The sequence below is a fragment of the Psychrobacter sp. T6-4 genome (assembly GCF_052258425.1).
GTDB lineage: Bacteria > Pseudomonadota > Gammaproteobacteria > Pseudomonadales > Moraxellaceae > Psychrobacter.
The window spans coordinates 184,572-202,034 of record NZ_JBQQEZ010000003.1 but is presented as its reverse complement, the minus strand read 5'-3'; the positions used below and the strand labels follow the sequence as shown (position 1 = coordinate 202,034).

Sequence of the window (17,463 nt, the reverse complement as noted above, 5' to 3'; positions counted from 1 at the left end):
GTCAAATTAACACCCTTTTAAAACGTAAGGAATATCCCATGGATTATCGCTCAAAAACCTCTACTGGCGGTCGTAATATGGCAGGCGCACGAGCGTTGTGGCGCGCAACTGGCATGACCGATGGTGATTTTGGCAAACCTATTATCGCAATCTCTAACTCTTTTACGCAGTTTGTACCGGGTCATGTGCACCTAAAAGATTTAGGACAATTGGTCGCCCGTGAGATTGAAAAAGCAGGCGGCGTGGCCAAAGAGTTCAATACTATTGCAGTTGATGATGGTATTGCTATGGGTCACAGCGGTATGCTCTACTCCTTGCCCAGTCGCGATTTGATCGCAGATTCTGTTGAATATATGGTCAATGCTCACTGTGCTGATGCGCTCGTTTGTATCTCTAACTGCGATAAAATTACCCCTGGTATGCTTATGGCAGCTATGCGTTTGAACATCCCAGTCGTCTTCGTCTCAGGTGGCCCTATGGAGGCAGGTAAAGTGATTGCCAGTACTGTCGCTCATAGCCATAACAATGACGGTCAAAGCGATGCACAAGCGACAGATAGTAAAGGTAATGCCATTCGCAAATTGGATCTAGTCGATGCGATGATGGACGCCGCTGACGATACGATCAGCGATGAGGATGTCCTAGCGATCGAGGTGTCTGCCTGTCCTACTTGCGGCTCATGTTCAGGCATGTTTACTGCCAACTCGATGAACTGCTTGACCGAAGCGCTAGGTTTATCTTTACCTGGTAATGGTTCACTACTTGCCACCCATGCCTTGCGCCGTGAGCTATTCTTAGAAGCAGGTCGTACTATTGTCGATCTAGCCAAGCGCCGCTACGAGCAGGATGATGACTCAGTATTACCGCGCTCTATCGCGAGCAAAGCGGCGTTTGAGAATGCCATGAGCCTCGATATCGCTATGGGCGGCTCAACCAATACGATTTTGCATCTATTAGCCGCGGCTAATGAGGCGGAAATTGACTTTAAGATGGCAGATATCGATCGTCTCAGTCGACGCGTACCTTGTCTATCCAAAGTTGCCCCTGCTACGCAAAAATACCACATGGAAGATGTGCATAGAGCGGGCGGCGTTATGGCATTACTCGCTGAACTTGATCGCGCAGGGCTGCTCAAAACAGACATTCCAACGATCCATAGTCCCTCTATGCGCGCGGCTATCGATAAGTGGGATATTATGAATCCTGATAATCTTGAGGCGCGCGCGCGTTATATTGCAGCCCCAGGCGGCGTACGTACGACTGAGGCCTTTTCACAAGCCAAAGAGTGGCCTAATCTCGATGTCAACCGTGAGTCAGGCTGTATTCGTAGCGCCAAGCATGCTTACTCGGCAGATGGCGGCCTTGCGGTACTGTACGGCAATATTGCTGAGCGCGGCTGCGTGGTCAAGACCGCAGGCGTTGATGAGAGCAACCTAGTGTTTACAGGGCGTGCGCGTATATTTGAGTCACAGGATGCGGCTGTTGAGGCAGTACTAGGGGATCAAATTGTCGCAGGAGATGTGGTTATTATTCGCTATGAAGGGCCCAAAGGTGGTCCTGGTATGCAAGAGATGCTCTATCCAACGACGTATCTTAAGTCCAAAGGGTTGGGCAAGCAGTGTGCTCTACTCACCGATGGTCGCTTCTCTGGTGGCACCTCAGGCTTGTCAATCGGTCATGCCAGCCCAGAGGCAGCAGAGGGCGGCGCGATAGGTCTTGTTATCGAGGGCGATACTATACATATTGACATTCCTAATAGAACTATCAATATGGATGTCAGCGATGAAGATTTGGCCGCGCGCCGCGCTGAGATGGAAGCGCGCGAGCGCAATGCATGGAAACCAGTGGATCGCGAGCGTCACGTCTCCCCTGCTCTTCGAGCATACGCAGCGATGACCACTAGCGCCGATACAGGTGCGGTACGTGATGTGAGTCAAGTTGAGCGCTAAGACTCTATAAAGTTAACAGTCAAGAAGTACTGATATAGCCAGCATTCGTGCTGGCTTTTTTGTGAGTAGGATACTCTACCAAAACACAACGTATTTGCGTCTTTGATAACGTTTTTTTGCGAAAACACTGATGGTTTATCGTCATGATAAATGAGGTTTTATTGACAAGCTTTTTACATCTCAAAAACTAAAAATTAAAAACTACAATATCGGTGCGTACAAACCTTATGATTGAGAATTACAATCTGCTGTTATTAATCGGTGGTATGGCCTTTTTATTTGGCTCTTTATTTCCGCTCATATCCAAACGTGTTCCAATCTCTTTACCTATGCTACAGGTGAGCTTTGGTGCCATTATTGGCTACTTTTGGCTTACCTTATCATTTTTGGATCCGTTAGAGAACGGCATCATTATCGAAAAGCTCACTGAGGTCGTTGTACTCGTCTCTTTGGTTGGCGCAGGCATCAAGATCGATACCGAATTGGCTTGGCAGATGTGGCGTCCAACCGTACGTTTGTTATTGATCACTATGCCCATTTGTATCTTTGCGATGGCGATTCTTGGCTATTACACCTTTGGTTTAAGCCTTGGCGCTGCTATTTTGCTGGGTGCGGTATTGGCTCCGACTGATCCTGTGCTGGCCTCTAGCATTCAAGTTGGGCCGCCTAATACAGGCGGTGAAGATACGCCGCGCTTTACTTTGACCTCAGAGGCAGGGCTCAATGATGGTTTGGCATTTCCTTTTGTCTATTTGGCTATAAAGATAGCAGAGGCCTATAGTGAAGGTAAGCGCTTTAGCCTTGAGATGCTGGGTTCATGGTTTTTGCAAGATGTGTTATGGCAGATCGGCGTCGGTGTGCTTGTCGGTGTCATCGTCGGTAAACTGATGGCAAAAGCGGTATTCTCCAGGCACTCTCGTGAGACCATTATCTCGCAAGGCTACGTTGTTATCGCGTTGACATTATTGTCCTATGGGATCGCAGAGTACGTACATAGCTATGGTTTTATCGCAGTATTTGTCGCCGCATTTTCGTTTCGACGTTCAGAACATGAGCACAGCTATCACGAAGAACTACACGATTTTGCCGAGCAGTCTGAGGGTTTGCTCATGTCACTTGTGCTGGTGACTTTTGGTATGCTTATCGGTCAAGGATTGCAGTCTAATTTTGAGCTCACTTGGCAAGTCTATATCGTAAGCTTTGTCTTTTTGCTCATAATAAGACCGCTTGGCGGCATTATCGCTTTGTCTGGACTCGATATGCATCGCACCGAAAAATATGCTATATCAGCATTGGGTATCCGCGGTATCGGTACGCTATATTACCTCTCCTATGCGCTCAATCAAGGCTATTTTGCCGATGAGGACGCCATCAAACTATGGGTAGTCTGTAGTATTGTGATACTCATCTCTATCTTTGTCCATGGTTTAAGCGCACCTAAATTATTAAAGATGACGCCTGATATCAACTAGGTGGGGTGATAGGTTTAAGCGTCATCTGCTAAGCGCTAGTTTTTATTTATCAAAGACAAAACCGCTTCTGTCAGCGCAAACTGACGAATATCATTAAGCATCGTGGTATCAAAATTATGGACAAAAGCAAACGATAATTGCTGCGCTGGATCACACCAAGCGACAGAACCGTTATAACCCATATGACCAAACCCAATATCCGTCTCATTGCAGACGCTAAATAGACGGTGATACCCAAGACGCCAATTCATTGCTGCCGGCATAACCGCGTCCATACTGTTTGACTGTGCTGCCGCTAGTTGCGTAAATGTCTGCTTATCGATGATGGTTTTGCCTTGCCAAACGCCGCCGTTTGCTAACATGGCATAAATAGTTGCTAGTGCCTTCGCTGATGCCACACCATTGGCGGCGGGTATAACGGCCTTTAGTACCTCATCGGTATGATAATTTATCGGCTGCCGATTGGACGGTACGAGCGCAGCTCTGTAGTTATTGGCATTGATAGCGCTATGATCAAAGTACAAGCGGTTGATTTGAGCGGTGTTTAGTTCTGTTTGCGCGTTTGACGATTCAACTTGCTTATCCAAGGCGCGCTGTTGCCAACAGTGATAGCTTGGCAGGCTTTGATACATCTCAAGGGTTTTAGGTGAGTCTACTTTCAATACCGGTTTGTGACGCTTAGCACCTGTTTGTGAAGAGGGTTGCAGGCTGTCTTGCTCTGATGGCTCAAAGTCTTTAACGAGCTTAGCCACTGTATTGACCTTGGCCTCAGGCACGCCAAAATAACAGCTATCTGCTATCCCTAGCGGCTCTGTTAAATAGTGACGCAGGGCTTGTGCTAGAGTCATATCAGTGACCGCTTCTATTAATCCACCAAGCACCCAACCAAAGATTAGGGCGCTATAGGCGCTCTCATACTCATCGCCAGTTTTGCTGTTGGCATCAGGTTTAGTCATTGGCATAGCCGCAACTTTTGCCAGCATCGCTTGCCAGTCGATCAATGTCTCGCTATCGGTCTCAATAGAGGAGATCGCAAATAGATTGGCCTGATGAGATAGAACCTGCCTTAAAGTGATATCTGCTTTACCGTTAGCGGCAAAATCTGACCAATAGCTGGCAATCGCGGCATCATAGTCGAGTAAACCCTGTGACACCAAAACATGAATAAGGGTTGAGAGTACCCCTTTACCTGTCGAAAAATTCAAGGATAAGGTATCAGCCTGCCAAGGTATATCCTTTTGCGCCATACCGACACTCGCCTGCATAATACATTCGCCTGCTTGATAGACAACTAGTGCCCCGCCCGCTGGCGCGTCATCCAATTGCAAATCATTAAATATCTGCGCGATACGCAGCTCAAAGTCGGTATCAGTATGCTTGGTCATAATACTTCCGTTTATAGTGACTTAAATAATTGATTTTTATTACTTATAAAAAAAGGCCACCCAAAGGTCGCCTATTTTGTGTTGGGTGTTTGGACTGTACACTGATTATCGCGGAACGAGCAAGCGATTACGCACTTCTTCTTCTAAACCAGTCAGTCCATGACTTTGTCCACGTGCCATAGCAGTATCCATCTTGCGACCGCGTAGCCATCCTGCTCGCAGGGCTATCGCCGCACCAACACGATTGCCAGAGCCGCAATGCATCGCAATTTTTTTGCCATGGTGCTGTCGCAAAATATTATCAAACGCTAAGATGTTAAGCTGCTTGAGATCATTGGCCCCACTAATAGGTAGCTGCTCATAGCTCATGCCTGCTTGCTGGACCGCATTAGCTTCATCAAAGACGAGCTCGTCATCAGGTTGCAGATTGATAACCAGTTCAACACCCGCTTTTACCAGTGCAGCTATCTTGTCATCATCTAACGCGCCGCAAACAATAGTCTGCGCGTCCGGGCGAAAATAGGGCTGCAAAGCTTGATTGAGGGCAATACCGTTATCAGTATCAATGTATTGAACATTGGCGTCATTACTTTTAGCGTCATTATTCTTAGCGTCGTTGCTAGATGTCACATCCAAGTTTTGAGTAGATTCAGTCATAATCGTTCTATTCATAGTCAATAAAAAATACGCTTGTCATAAAGCGATAGTGATAGCTTTTGCTAAGCGCCTATCAGCTAGTAATAAGCGCTTAGCTAAGAGTAAGCCATTAGCATAACGAATAACTAGGCGTCCGCGTCTACAAGCTCAATATGACCTGTCAGGTGCGGCTTATCGTTTTTGGCACTATAGAGACCAAATACGCACTTGTCTGCTGCGTCGTTAAGCTTAGCCACAGGTTCTGAGATCAGCTCTACTTCTGATGGCAAAAATATTGGTAATTTAAAGGACACCTCAACCTTACAAGCATCAGGCAAGTCAGCGATAAGCGCCAAGCTCTTAGCCTTTGACCACATACCGTGAGCGATCGCTTTTGGAAAGCCAAACGCGCGCGCGGACAAGGGATGCAAATGAATGAGATTAAAATCTCCTGAAATAAAGGCGTAACGGCGACCGATATCCTCTGGTACCTCAAAGACACTGTGCACGCCCTCTTCATCGATCATCGGCTTGACAGTGACAGGACGCGGCGCACTCTTTTTGCTTTTGCTGCTAGACGTTTTGCCGCGAGATAGATACGTCGATGTGCCCTCCCAAGCGACATCATCCCCTGATTTGACAGTCGTCACAAAGTCAAACTGCTGACCTTGATTGTGTTCACGTAGATTGGCGAACGCCACAGACATAGTCACCGTTTCGCGCTCACCAATAGGACGGTGCTGAGTGACACTATTATCTACATGGACAAGTCCTAGCATCGCAAAAGGAAAGGACTCTTTGACCATCATATTCATCTGTAGCGCTTGTGATAGCACTGCAAAATAGGTAATCGGAATCTTGCCATTGTCCGCAAAACCGCAAATCTTGCGATAATCGTCTAGATTGCTTTGATCGATATGCAAGTTCTCGACATGATAAGTGGCGTTTGGCAATGAGTCTTTGCTGGCCTTTTCACCAGTAGGCAGCAAGCTTTTGATGATATTGGCGTAAGTAGTATGCGCTTTTGGCAACGCATCATAATATTTGTCTGACATAAGTCAATCCTAATAAGGCAAGGTTTAAATATAATAAGTTTAAATATAATAAGTAAAGCAAGAGCAAATTTGGTAGATTAGGCTGTGTTTTTATCATAAAAAAGCCACCCTAGGGCAGCTTAATTTATATTTAATAGTAATAATTTGTGATTTTGTAAGAATATAATAAAGGTTATCAATAACTTATATTATTATTTCTCAAAATAACTTTTCATACAACCCGTAAATTATACAACAAGCAAACGCTTATGCACCGAGCAGACTTTGACCACAAACCCGTACAGTATTGCCATTAAGACCACCAGAGGCAGGTGATGCAAACCAAGCGATAGTTTCGGCTACATCAACTGGCAAGCCGCCTTGGCTCATAGAGTTCATGCGGCGACCTGCTTCACGAATAGCAAATGGAATCGCTTCTGTCATTTGCGTCTCAATAAATCCTGGCGCAACAGCATTGATCGTCATGCCTTTATCATTGTTATCCAACTGCTTAGCTGTTGAATTGACAAGGCCGATAACGCCCGCTTTTGAGGTCGCATAGTTAGTTTGACCCATGTTGCCTGCGATACCTGAGATTGACGAGACACAAACGATACGCGCATCCTCATTGAGTACCTCGTTATCAAGCAAGTAGCGATTGATTCGAGCAATACTACCTAAGTTGATATTGATAACCATATCCCACTTTTGCTCATCCATCTTGGCAAGTGTCTTATCACGAGTGACGCCAGCATTGTGGATGACAGCATCAAGTCCGCCACGTTTTTGCGCCGCTGTCGCAATCTCTTTGCCTGCGTCTTCGCTTGTGATATCGACCGTCAAGACTGAACCACTGATTTCGCTGGCGACTTTTTGCAAGTCCGCTTGCTGCTGCGGAACATCGAGGCAGATAACATGGGCGCCTTCACGGGCTAGAACGCGAGCGATTGCCTCACCGATACCGCGGCTTGCCCCTGTCACTAGCATGGTTTTGCCACCCAAAGGCTGTGTCCAATCGATATCAACCGTATTGCCTTCGCTTACACGTACGACTTGTCCTGAGACATAAGCTGAGCGCGCTGAGGTAAAAAAGCGCACCGTTGAATCTAGGTTGTCCTCAGCGCCTTCATTGACATAGATTAGCTGCGCTGTGATACCGCGCTTAAACTCTTTACCCACTGACTTGATAAACCCTTCAAGCGCGCGCTGCGCTAGTGCCGTTTCAATATCATCGATAGACTCAGGCGGACGACCAACAATAATCACGCGACCTGACTTCTCAACCCGGCGAGCAACGCTATGAAAGAACTCATAAACTGCTTTAAGACCTTCAGCGTCGCTTATATTGCTAGCATCAAATAACAAGATTTTGAATTTATCTTCGCTGCCAGTATTACCTTTTGCCTCAACGCCTGCATCAGCTAAAGCGTCTTTAATATCGTCGCTACTATTGACGAATACTTCAGCATGCAGCTCTGACAAGATACGCGCGATTGACGCACTGACGCGGCTATCATCACCTGCCGCACGGCCCACAAGTACGCTACCTCGTACTAGGCGCTGACCACTCTCAAAACGATCAAGAGTAACAGGCTGCGGCAAGCCTAAGTTTTTTGCAACTTTTTTACCTATTGAAGACTGAACAAAATCACCATAACGATCCGACATAGCATGCTCCGATTAATAAATATAAAATAATGAATAATATCAATGAAAAGATATCTTAATTATCATTTGTAGAATACCTTCTCACTGTATTTAAACAAAATATGAGTAGATAGCCTATTATAAACTGATAATTTGCCTATTTATGCCCAGTTTTATAGACACGGCAGTTACTATCTGTTGCTTTAAAAGCGATAAGCTTATGTTAAAATAAACACAACAAATTATAGCTAACTGATTTAGATATAACAATATGTTATCAAAGTTGCCTATCAATAGTGGTTACAATTGCTGTTTACGTCCATATTTTAAATAATATGGACTAAGTATAAGTATATAAAGATGACCTATGAGATATAAACTCTTCAGTTTGCTAAACAGCTACACGTAATATTCAAAAAGTCACTATCATAGGCACCATTGATAGCTACAAGATCACAGCACTTAGTGTTATAAGTGCTCTTTTATTTTTAACCTACAAGTATGAGGACACCGTTATGAGCGACAAAAAAGACAGCCCTATCGTTGAAAGCACCGTTGTAAAAGGCAATGCTACAACTGACACAAACGCTACTAACAGCAAAGACACAGCCAAAGCAAGTGATTCAAAATTTGATTCTATCGCTGATCTTAAGCAAGCGACAGATATCGTCGATAGCGACGGCAAACCTGTAGACACTCAAGCCCAAAGCGCTGACGCTGACAAAAAAGCGAAAATTAAAGCGGATATTGCAAGCGAAAAAGCGGCAACTGAAGAAAGCGAATCAAACGCAGCTCCAGCTAAGTCAGCTGCAAAAGATGAAGCTAAGACTAAGTCTGATAGCAAAGCAGACACAAAGCCTGCGACTAAGTCAAAAGCGGAAGCTAAACCAAAAGCGGAAGCTAAGTCTGCGGCAACTGACAAAAAAGACAGTAAAGACGATAAAGCTGCTGACACTAAAGCTAGCAAAAAGTCTAGCGCTAAGCCTAAGAAAAAACCTAGCGCTAAATTAAGTACAAACCAGCAACGCGTTGCCGTTATCGGTGGTAACCGTATCCCATTTGCGCGCTCAAATGGCACCTACGCCGATGCTAGCAATACAGACATGCTAACCGCAGCCTTAAATGGTTTGATTGAGCGCTTTGACTTACAAGACGAAGTACTCGGTGAAGTGGTTGCAGGCGCAGTCATGAAACTTAGCCGCGATATCAACTTGACGCGCGAATCTGTCCTTAACACAGCGCTTGATCCGCACACACCATCATATGATATCTCGCAAGCTTGTGGTACTGGCTTACAAGCGACTTTTGCTTCAGCGAATAAAATCGCTTTGGGTCTTATTGACTCTGCGATTATCGGCGGTGTGGATACCACATCAGACGCACCTATCGCTATCGGTGATGGCTTACGTAAAGTCATGATCAAATTAGGCGCAGCCAAAAACAACAAGCAGCGTTTAAAGGCCTTGATGGGTCTAAATCCAAAAGACTTGATCGATGCGCCGCAAAATGGTGAGCCGCGTACAGGTCTATCTATGGGCGAGCACCAAGCGATTACTACCCTTGAGTGGAACATCAGCCGCGAAGCCCAAGACGAGCTGGCCTTTAACAGCCATCAAAACCTTGCCCGCGCTTATGACGACGGTTTCTTTGATGATTTGATCACCCCGTATAAAGGTCTGACTCGCGATAATAACTTGCGTCCTGACACCACTAAAGAAAAATTGGCCAAGCTCAAGCCTGTATTTGGCAAAAGAAACGCCAACCCGACAATGACTGCTGCCAACTCAACTCCGCTGACTGATGGCGCCTCATGTGTACTGCTAGCTAATGATGAGTGGGCAAAAGAACATGGTCTTAAGACTTTGGCTTATATCGTTCATCAAGAGACTGCTGCCGTTGATTTTATTGGTAAGTCAGGCACGACAGAGGGCTTACTGATGGCACCAGCATATGCCGTACCGCGTATGCTTGAGCGTGCAAATCTTAGCTTACAAGACTTTGACTTTTATGAGATTCATGAAGCCTTTGCCTCGCAAGTACTCTCAACGCTAGCGGCTTGGGAAGATGAGAGCTTCTGTAAAGAGCGCTTAGGACTAGACGCACCACTAGGGTCAATCGATCGTAGTAAGCTTAATGTCAACGGCTCATCACTTGCCGCCGGTCACCCGTTTGCTGCAACTGGTGGTCGTATCTTAGCCACTGCTGCCAAACTGCTTGATCAAAAAGGCTCAGGCCGCGCGCTAATCTCAATCTGCGCTGCTGGTGGTCAAGGTGTGACTTGTATCTTAGAGAAATAAGTTACCCTTTAAATTAATAAAGCACTGTTAGATTTTAAATTACCCTTCAATACTTTGGAGGGTATTTTTTTTGTCTAAAATATTTATTACAAAATAGGGTGACTACAACGTCAAAGCAACAAGTAGCAAATCGTAGCCTGTTTAAAATTTTGTTGATAGATATGCTAGAGTAAATCAAGACGATGATCTTTTAGCATAAGACAATAAAGCGCTATAAAGGAGTAAATAATAATGGCGAAAATACCCTCAGCAATCGACCCAAAATCGCTAACGACGCAAGAGCGAGATGAGCTAAGTCACGCTGAGCAAGACAACTTTATCGAGCGTATGGACAAAGAGGTGTTCAATGATGAGCTGCGGCGCAAAATGCACGAAGACTTAATCGACACCTATGATGAGGAGGTTGAGAACGAAATCGATGACTATATGCGTGATTTTCGTTTTGATGGCTTTGAGATGAGCGATCAAGACAGGTTCGATCGTCGCCTATACTTTCAAGAACTAGTGCGCCTACAGCGCGAACTGATTAAACTACAAGATTGGACGGTTGATCGCGGTGAGCGCATCGTGGTGATATTTGAAGGGCGCGATTCGGCGGGTAAAGGCGGCGCGATTAAACGTATTACTCAGCGTCTTAATCCGAGGGTCTGCCGAGTCGCTGCTCTGCCAGCGCCAACTGAACGTGAGCAAACGCAGTGGTACTTTCAGCGCTATGTAGCACACCTGCCCGCTGCAGGTGAGATTGTATTATTTGATCGCAGCTGGTATAACCGCGTCGGCGTTGAGCGAGTCATGGGGTTTTGTACGGACGCGCAGTATGAGGAGTTTTTTCAATCGGTACCTGAGTTTGAGCGTATGCTAGTACGCTCAGGGATACGTCTGGTCAAATACTGGTTTTCGATTACTGACGATGAGCAGCACTCGCGCTTTATGAGCCGTATCCATGATCCGCTTAAGCAATGGAAGCTCTCACCAATGGATTTGGAATCGCGCCGGCGCTGGGAGGATTATACCAAAGCGAAAGAGACGATGTTTGAACGTACCCATATACCAGAGGCACCGTGGTGGGTGGTTGAAGGCAACAGTAAAAAGCGTGCACGCCTTAATTGTATTGCTCATCTATTAGAGCAAATTCCTTATAAAGAAGTGCCGCGCGCAGAAGTTGAACTGCCTGAGCGCAAACGCGATAATGAATATTACCGCGAGCCTATCCCTGATGATATGTATGTACCGCCACGTTATTAGACGCCTATCTTTTACATCGTATAAGTCGATTGCAAACTATCAATTTTGCCTGCTAGTAAACGTTCAACTTCATTCTTAATTCTTTGTCCAGCAGCATCAGTGCCAATTTGTACCGCAAAACCTGCGGGACGGTTGGCCTGCGCTTTGGTATTAATCCAAACGACTTTACCATTCATCGGCAAACGCTCGCTTGAATTGGGCAAAGTCACGGCAATGAACACCTCATCACCTAACTGCTGAACCCGATTGGAGGGCACAAACAAAGCGCCATTACTGACAAAGGATAAGTAACTGGCATATAGCGTTGCAATGTCTTCGATATGACAGGTTAAAATACCGCCGCGTCCAGGCATAGCCATTGTCAGCTCCTCAAAGGTAGGGTTATAAACTAGGGCGTGTTGAACATTCAACCATGGCACTGCTGATCGCTAAAATGGTTCCAGACACGGCGCAAGTCGAAGATAATGTCTAGACCTTAGCTTAACTTGCAACACAGTATGGGGCAATTTTAGCATCAGCCTGAAAGGACAGGACTCTTTTTTGCCGCTCCTTTGATAAAAATAGACGCTTAGAATGACTAAACTTACTATTTTTATCTTTGAATCGACTAAAAAATAGTCTCTGTCAGTGCGTATTTGTGAATTATCAAACACGCCCTAAATAGATTTAAGAGTAAAGTAGATGCTGTTGCGGTTAGCGTTACAACTGCGCAAGCTCTTGCATCAGCTTATCATAAGCAAATTTTTCTTGCACGTTTTGCTGTAGGGCGACTTTGCTCTCTTGTAGGCTAAGCGCAAACTGGTTTAGCGCATTATCGAGCGGCTGATACTTTGCAAGTGTGACCGACAGATCAATATCTTGCTGCATACTCTCAAGCCCAAGACTGATACGGCGCATATCCAGTAGCATCAGCTCTGATAGTCTGATGAATTCGGTAATACTGAGCTGAGACTGCCAATAATCACTCGCCGCTGTACTGCTGCGCTTGCCTGCTCGCAGTGCCTGCCAGACAGTTATCCATAGCGCACGTTTATGATACCAAGGCGCTTGTGCAAGCATGATCGCTGCTAGTGGCGCGCCATTTGCTAGCTGTAGTAGCTGTTCAATAGCATCATCTGTTACCGCTTCGCGATTGATAGTACCGCCCAACGCTTCTTTGACGTAGTCAAAAGCAAGTTTATGATCGATAGTCTGTAGTGGTAATTGCTGTACGCGGCTTTTTATCGTTGGCAGAAGCTTTGCTGGCATGTCGCTGATCAAAATAAGATGTACCTGAGATTGCGGCTCCTCTAATGTTTTGAGTAGCGCGTTTGCCGCTGCAATGGTCATCTGCTCGGCATAATCTAGGATACAAATACGCATACCCTGCCCGCCTTGATAAATAAAAGGTTGCAGCGCACGAATATCATCAACTTTTATTTTTAGCGCCGCAGCACTCACCGCTTTGGCAGACTTTGTGCTTTTAGGTTTGCTCTCTTGCTGATTATGCTCGGCGCTCACCGGCAGGCTTATTAAAGGTAACACCTGTAGGCTTGGATGGGTGCCAGATCTAAGCCATTGACAGCTCTCGCACTGACCACAGGCCCCTAACGGATGCTTGTGTTTCTCGTAACAAAGCAGCCAAGCGACCAGACGCCAGACAAAGGCGCGCTTGCCCATACCTGACATGCCGGCAGCTAATAGTGCATGCGGTAGCTGACCTGATGACACCGATACTCGCTGGGTCAGCTGCGTCCACAACTCATGTTGCCAAGAGAGTAGCGGCGCAAAGTAAATGGCGTCTGTCGCTTTTGTTATGTCCGTCATATTTACTATGTTATCCCAGTGCCCAGTTGTCCTACAGCTTAAAGTACTGTCTGAACCATACATCCACTTTTTTAATACTTAGGCTATTTTATACCTTATTAGGCTATTTTAGCAGTTATAGCCTAGTGCTTTGAAATTCGTCTAAACTCATCGCATTTAATCGATCGAGATCCTCTTGAGTATCTACCCCTGCTGGTAGTTGAATCCTCGCGGCGGCAATAGCGATATGACCACCATTCTCCATAATGCGTAGCTGCTCTAAACTCTCAAGTCGCTCAAGTGGCGTTTGCGGCCAGCTTATAAACTGCTGTAGTAATTTGACGCGGTACGCATACAGACCTAAGTGGCGACTGGCCGCTTTGGGTATTGATACATTTGGACAGCTACTCTCACCTGTCAAACTACTCTGTGCTAACGCCATATCACGATCATATGGAATGGGCGCGCGGCTAAAATAAAGCGCACGCTGCTGATCGCCGTGAGCATGATTAACCACCTTGACTACAGAGGAGCGCATAAAGGTATCATAGTCCTCGATAGGCTCATACAAAGTCGCCATAACGCTATCGCTATCTGCTACCAGCAAATCTTTGACTTGCTCTAGGAGTAGCGGCGGCACTAGCGGCTCATCACCTTGCATATTGATGACGATATCACGATCCGCCCAGCCTTTTATTTGCGCAACCTCAGCTAAACGATCTGTACCTGATGCGTGCTCACGGCTGGTCATAACCACCTCAAACCCAGCATCCTTGCATACTGCCGCAATACGCTCATCATCGGTTGCGATACACATATCATCAGCAAAATGAGCAGCCTTTGCTTTTTGCGCGACCCACAGTATCATAGGCATCCCGTGTATCATAAGTAGCGGCTTACCTGGCAAGCGCGTACTCTTAAACCGTGCTGGAATGACAATATGCGTTTTGGCGGCTGGCAAGTTAGTCGTCATACGTGACTCCTATGATATGGCTTATTGATTGAAGGTGTTTGGGACAGTTATATTTAAAGCCTGTAGCTGGCGATGCAGCATTTGATAACAACTATCAGATAAGACAGCGCTTACAGGCAATACCCATAATCTATCGACAAGCGCTTGCTGCTGGGTACTTAAAACTTGCTCTTGCATCAGTAACGATCTTATCTTTACCGCATCTTTACTAGTGACAATGATAGGATGATCTTGATACTCAAGTAGCTCGACAAGACTAAAATCATAGTGATCAGGATAAGGGTGTTCAATAACCTCAAACCCAAGTGTCTTTAACGTCTCAAAAAAGCGTTTGGGATAACCGATACCGCTGACGCCGTGGACGGGCTGGCCAGCTTGAGGAGTAGCGCTCAATCTTCTACTATTGGACGGCCATAAACGCTGCAACTTAGCAGGCTGCAAACTCATGGTCAGTGATGAAGGCTTGTCTAGAGATGATACCTCACTAGGCTTTTGATGATGGATCACGCATGTATCCTGCAAGCGCGACATCGGCTCACGCAAAAACCCTGTTGGGAGCAATTGCTGATTACCAAAGCCGCGACTGTCATCAACCACTATCCACTCAATATCACGCTGCAATGCATAATGTTGCAAACCGTCATCAGCGATTATTAGCTGTGTATCGGGGTGCGCCGCTAGTAATGTCTCAATCGCTTGCTGGCGATTGGGGCATACCGCCATAGCAACCTGCGTGACGCCAACGATTAAACAAGGCTCGTCACCGACTAGGCTTGGATTGCTATCTGCTTTAACTAGTGCTGGCATTTGGCTACTATCACCGCCATAACCTCGGCTGATGACCCCAACTTTTATATCCTGATTCTGTAAACACTTAACCAAAGCAATAATCAAAGGCGTTTTACCACTACCGCCTACGGTGATATTACCGATAACCATAACAGGAATAGGCGCACGAAAACTCTTAAATATACTTAGTTTGTATGCTTGGCGGCGCAGTAGCATAAGCAGGCCGTACAACCAACTAAGTGGCAATAGTAACCAAAGCCAAGCCGCTTGGCGCTGCCAAGCCTCTGTCATTGTTTTCTCAAGGCTCATTTGAGACTATGCTCGGTGTCATTATCGTAAGTATTGCCATGGTATTTACTTTAGTATTAACCTTATTCAAAAACATTATTTACAGTCATGCTATTCAAAGTCACGCTCATACATCTGTGCGTAGTATCCTTGCTTATCCATAAGCTCACTATGAGTACCTAACTCGACGATCTGACCTTGATCCATCACCGCGATACGATCGGCAGATTCAATGGTCGTAAGCCTATGCGCAATCACTAATGTCGTACGGTTTTTCATGACATTATCGAGCGCCTGTTGAATATAGTACTCAGACTCATTGTCGAGCGCGCTGGTGGCTTCATCTAATATCAGTATCGGCGCGTTTTTTAGTAGCGCGCGTGCAATAGATAAGCGCTGACGCTGACCGCCAGAGAGCTGCAATCCTTCAGCGCCAATCTCGCTTTGATATCCCTTTGGCATCGCGGTGATAAAGTCATGAGCAAAGGCATCTCTCGCGGCTTGTTCGACCTCAGCTTGCGTCTTATCAGCCAGACTACCATAAGCAATGTTATTAAATATTGTGGTATTAAAGAGCACGACTTGCTGATTGACAATAGCGATTTGCGCGCGCAGACTCTCAAGCGTAATGTCTTCGATTGCCATGCCATCCATAGTGATTTGACCTGAGGATGTGTTCAAAGTGCGCGTGAGTAAGTTGACCAGTGAGGACTTGCCAGCGCCGCTACGCCCAACCAAAGCGACCGTCTCACCTGATTTGATATCTAAACTAAAATCACTCAGCGCTACCGTTGAATCAGGATAGACCAAACCTACCTGATCTAAATGGATATTCCCTGATAATTTTGGGCCAAGTGTACCTGTATCTGCCTCTTCTGGCTCATCAAGTAGCGCAAATATCGACTCACCTGCAGCGATACCTTTTTGCAGTTTTTGATTAACGTCTGTCAAAGAGCGCACAGGCTTGCTTAGCAAACCTGCAGCGGCGATATATGAGATAAACTGACCCGCCGAAAAACCACTGATAACTTCAGGACGTAGCGCCAGCCACACCACTACTGCCATCGCCATCGCCATCAAAAGCTGCACCGCAGGCGTATTGATGCTGTTGGTGACAACGATTTTCATACCTTGGCGTAGGTTTTTTAGTGAGGTGGCATCAAAACGCTTTGACTCGTAGCTTTGACCGCCATAGTTTTTGACCACATGATAGCCGCTGATGACTTCGTTTGTGATATGACTGACCTCGCCCATGGTCTGCTGAATGCTCTTTGATAACTTTAGATAACGCTTCGAGGCGATTCGAATCAGCAATAAAATAGGTGGCAATACCAAAAATAGGATTAAAGTCAGACGCCAATTGCTATAAAGCAAAAAGCCCATCAAGGCGATAACAGTCAAGCCATCACGCAATAGAGTCTTAAGCGAGTCGGTACTGGCAGCGGTCACTTGTTCGACATCAAAGATGAGTTTGGAGGAGATCGTACCCGCTGGATTGGCTAAATAAAACGCGCTTGGCAGACGCAGCAATTTATTAAATACCTCTACGCGTAGCTTATAAACCAAGTTTCGCGATACCAAAGCAGTAAAATAATTACCCAAAAAACTGCCTATACCGCGCACTAAGAATAATAAAACAATCAGTAATGGAAACAAGTTTTGTTTGGAGCGATCGCTCTGATTGATAGCATCTGTAATATACTGCAAAAGTTTAGCGACCCAGATCTCTGTCCCTGCATTGATAGCAAAGCCCAAAACAGTGAGCATAAGTGCCCACCAATAAGGTTTTAGGTACCTAAGTAAGCGTAGTAGCGTCTTATGTTTGGGTACACTATCAGGCTTGTTTGTCAACACTAAGCGCTGTTTGCTCAGTGTTTTTTTGCGACTAGGTTTAAAAGCTTGGCTCATAAAAGCCTCAGTTTTGATATAAAAATGCATTGCCCTTGTATGACAAGGCTGACGT

13 protein-coding genes are annotated in these 17,463 nt (G+C 45.8%); 4 read left to right on the top strand and 9 right to left on the bottom strand.

The window, feature by feature from the left end; genetic code table 11:
• The first annotated feature begins 38 nt into the window (after positions 1–38).
• Positions 39–1,949, top strand: coding sequence for a dihydroxy-acid dehydratase (gene ilvD, locus ACTXGE_RS03625; RefSeq protein ID WP_435949094.1), 1,911 nt, complete (start codon positions 39–41; stop codon positions 1,947–1,949).
• A 227-nt stretch (positions 1,950–2,176) separates the two neighbouring features.
• Positions 2,177–3,421: a cation:proton antiporter gene (locus tag ACTXGE_RS03620; RefSeq protein ID WP_435949095.1), complete on the top strand. Its 1,245-nt coding sequence runs from the start codon at positions 2,177–2,179 to the stop codon at positions 3,419–3,421.
• A 35-nt stretch (positions 3,422–3,456) separates the two neighbouring features.
• On the opposite strand, the gene ACTXGE_RS03615 is transcribed toward ACTXGE_RS03620, so the two are convergent.
• From ACTXGE_RS03615 to ACTXGE_RS03600, 4 genes are all read right to left on the bottom strand, one after another.
• Positions 3,457–4,806, bottom strand: a complete 1,350-nt coding sequence (locus tag ACTXGE_RS03615) for a serine hydrolase domain-containing protein (protein ID WP_443541757.1) — start codon at positions 4,804–4,806, stop codon at positions 3,457–3,459.
• 105 nt (positions 4,807–4,911) lie between these two features.
• Positions 4,912–5,463 (bottom strand): protein tyrosine phosphatase family protein, encoded by a 552-nt coding sequence (locus tag ACTXGE_RS03610; RefSeq protein ID WP_317198999.1) that lies wholly within the window; start codon positions 5,461–5,463, stop codon positions 4,912–4,914.
• Between the two features lie 125 nt (positions 5,464–5,588).
• A complete protein-coding gene (locus ACTXGE_RS03605; RefSeq protein WP_443541759.1) occupies positions 5,589–6,497 on the bottom strand; it encodes a MaoC family dehydratase in 909 nt (302 codons plus the stop codon).
• Between the two features lie 246 nt (positions 6,498–6,743).
• Positions 6,744–8,144, bottom strand: a complete 1,401-nt coding sequence (locus ACTXGE_RS03600; RefSeq protein WP_443541760.1) for a 3-oxoacyl-ACP reductase — start codon at positions 8,142–8,144, stop codon at positions 6,744–6,746.
• A gap of 713 nt (positions 8,145–8,857) precedes the next feature.
• On the opposite strand from ACTXGE_RS03600, the gene ACTXGE_RS03595 reads away from it, so the two are divergent.
• Positions 8,858–10,420, top strand: a complete 1,563-nt coding sequence (locus ACTXGE_RS03595) for an acetyl-CoA C-acetyltransferase (RefSeq protein ID WP_443541939.1) — start codon at positions 8,858–8,860, stop codon at positions 10,418–10,420.
• A 231-nt stretch (positions 10,421–10,651) separates the two neighbouring features.
• Complete coding sequence (gene ppk2 / locus ACTXGE_RS03590; RefSeq protein WP_443541762.1) at positions 10,652–11,665, top strand: polyphosphate kinase 2; 1,014 nt, start codon at positions 10,652–10,654, stop codon at positions 11,663–11,665.
• Positions 11,666–11,676: 11 nt separating this feature from the next.
• On the opposite strand, the gene ACTXGE_RS03585 is transcribed toward ppk2, so the two are convergent.
• From ACTXGE_RS03585 to msbA, 5 genes are all read right to left on the bottom strand, one after another.
• Positions 11,677–12,024: a PilZ domain-containing protein gene (locus ACTXGE_RS03585; RefSeq protein WP_317199004.1), complete on the bottom strand. Its 348-nt coding sequence runs from the start codon at positions 12,022–12,024 to the stop codon at positions 11,677–11,679.
• Positions 12,025–12,364: 340 nt separating this feature from the next.
• Positions 12,365–13,471 (bottom strand): DNA polymerase III subunit delta', encoded by a 1,107-nt coding sequence (locus ACTXGE_RS03580; protein ID WP_443541765.1) that lies wholly within the window; start codon positions 13,469–13,471, stop codon positions 12,365–12,367.
• 115 nt (positions 13,472–13,586) lie between these two features.
• The gene (gene kdsB, locus ACTXGE_RS03575) at positions 13,587–14,423 is read right to left on the bottom strand and encodes a 3-deoxy-manno-octulosonate cytidylyltransferase (protein WP_443541767.1); all 837 of its coding nucleotides are present in this window, start codon (positions 14,421–14,423) and stop codon (positions 13,587–13,589) included.
• Between the two features lie 21 nt (positions 14,424–14,444).
• A complete protein-coding gene (gene lpxK / locus ACTXGE_RS03570) occupies positions 14,445–15,521 on the bottom strand; it encodes a tetraacyldisaccharide 4'-kinase (RefSeq protein WP_443541769.1) in 1,077 nt (358 codons plus the stop codon).
• Between the two features lie 90 nt (positions 15,522–15,611).
• A complete protein-coding gene (gene msbA, locus ACTXGE_RS03565; protein WP_443541771.1) occupies positions 15,612–17,408 on the bottom strand; it encodes a lipid A export permease/ATP-binding protein MsbA in 1,797 nt (598 codons plus the stop codon).
• Positions 17,409–17,463 lie beyond the last annotated feature (55 nt).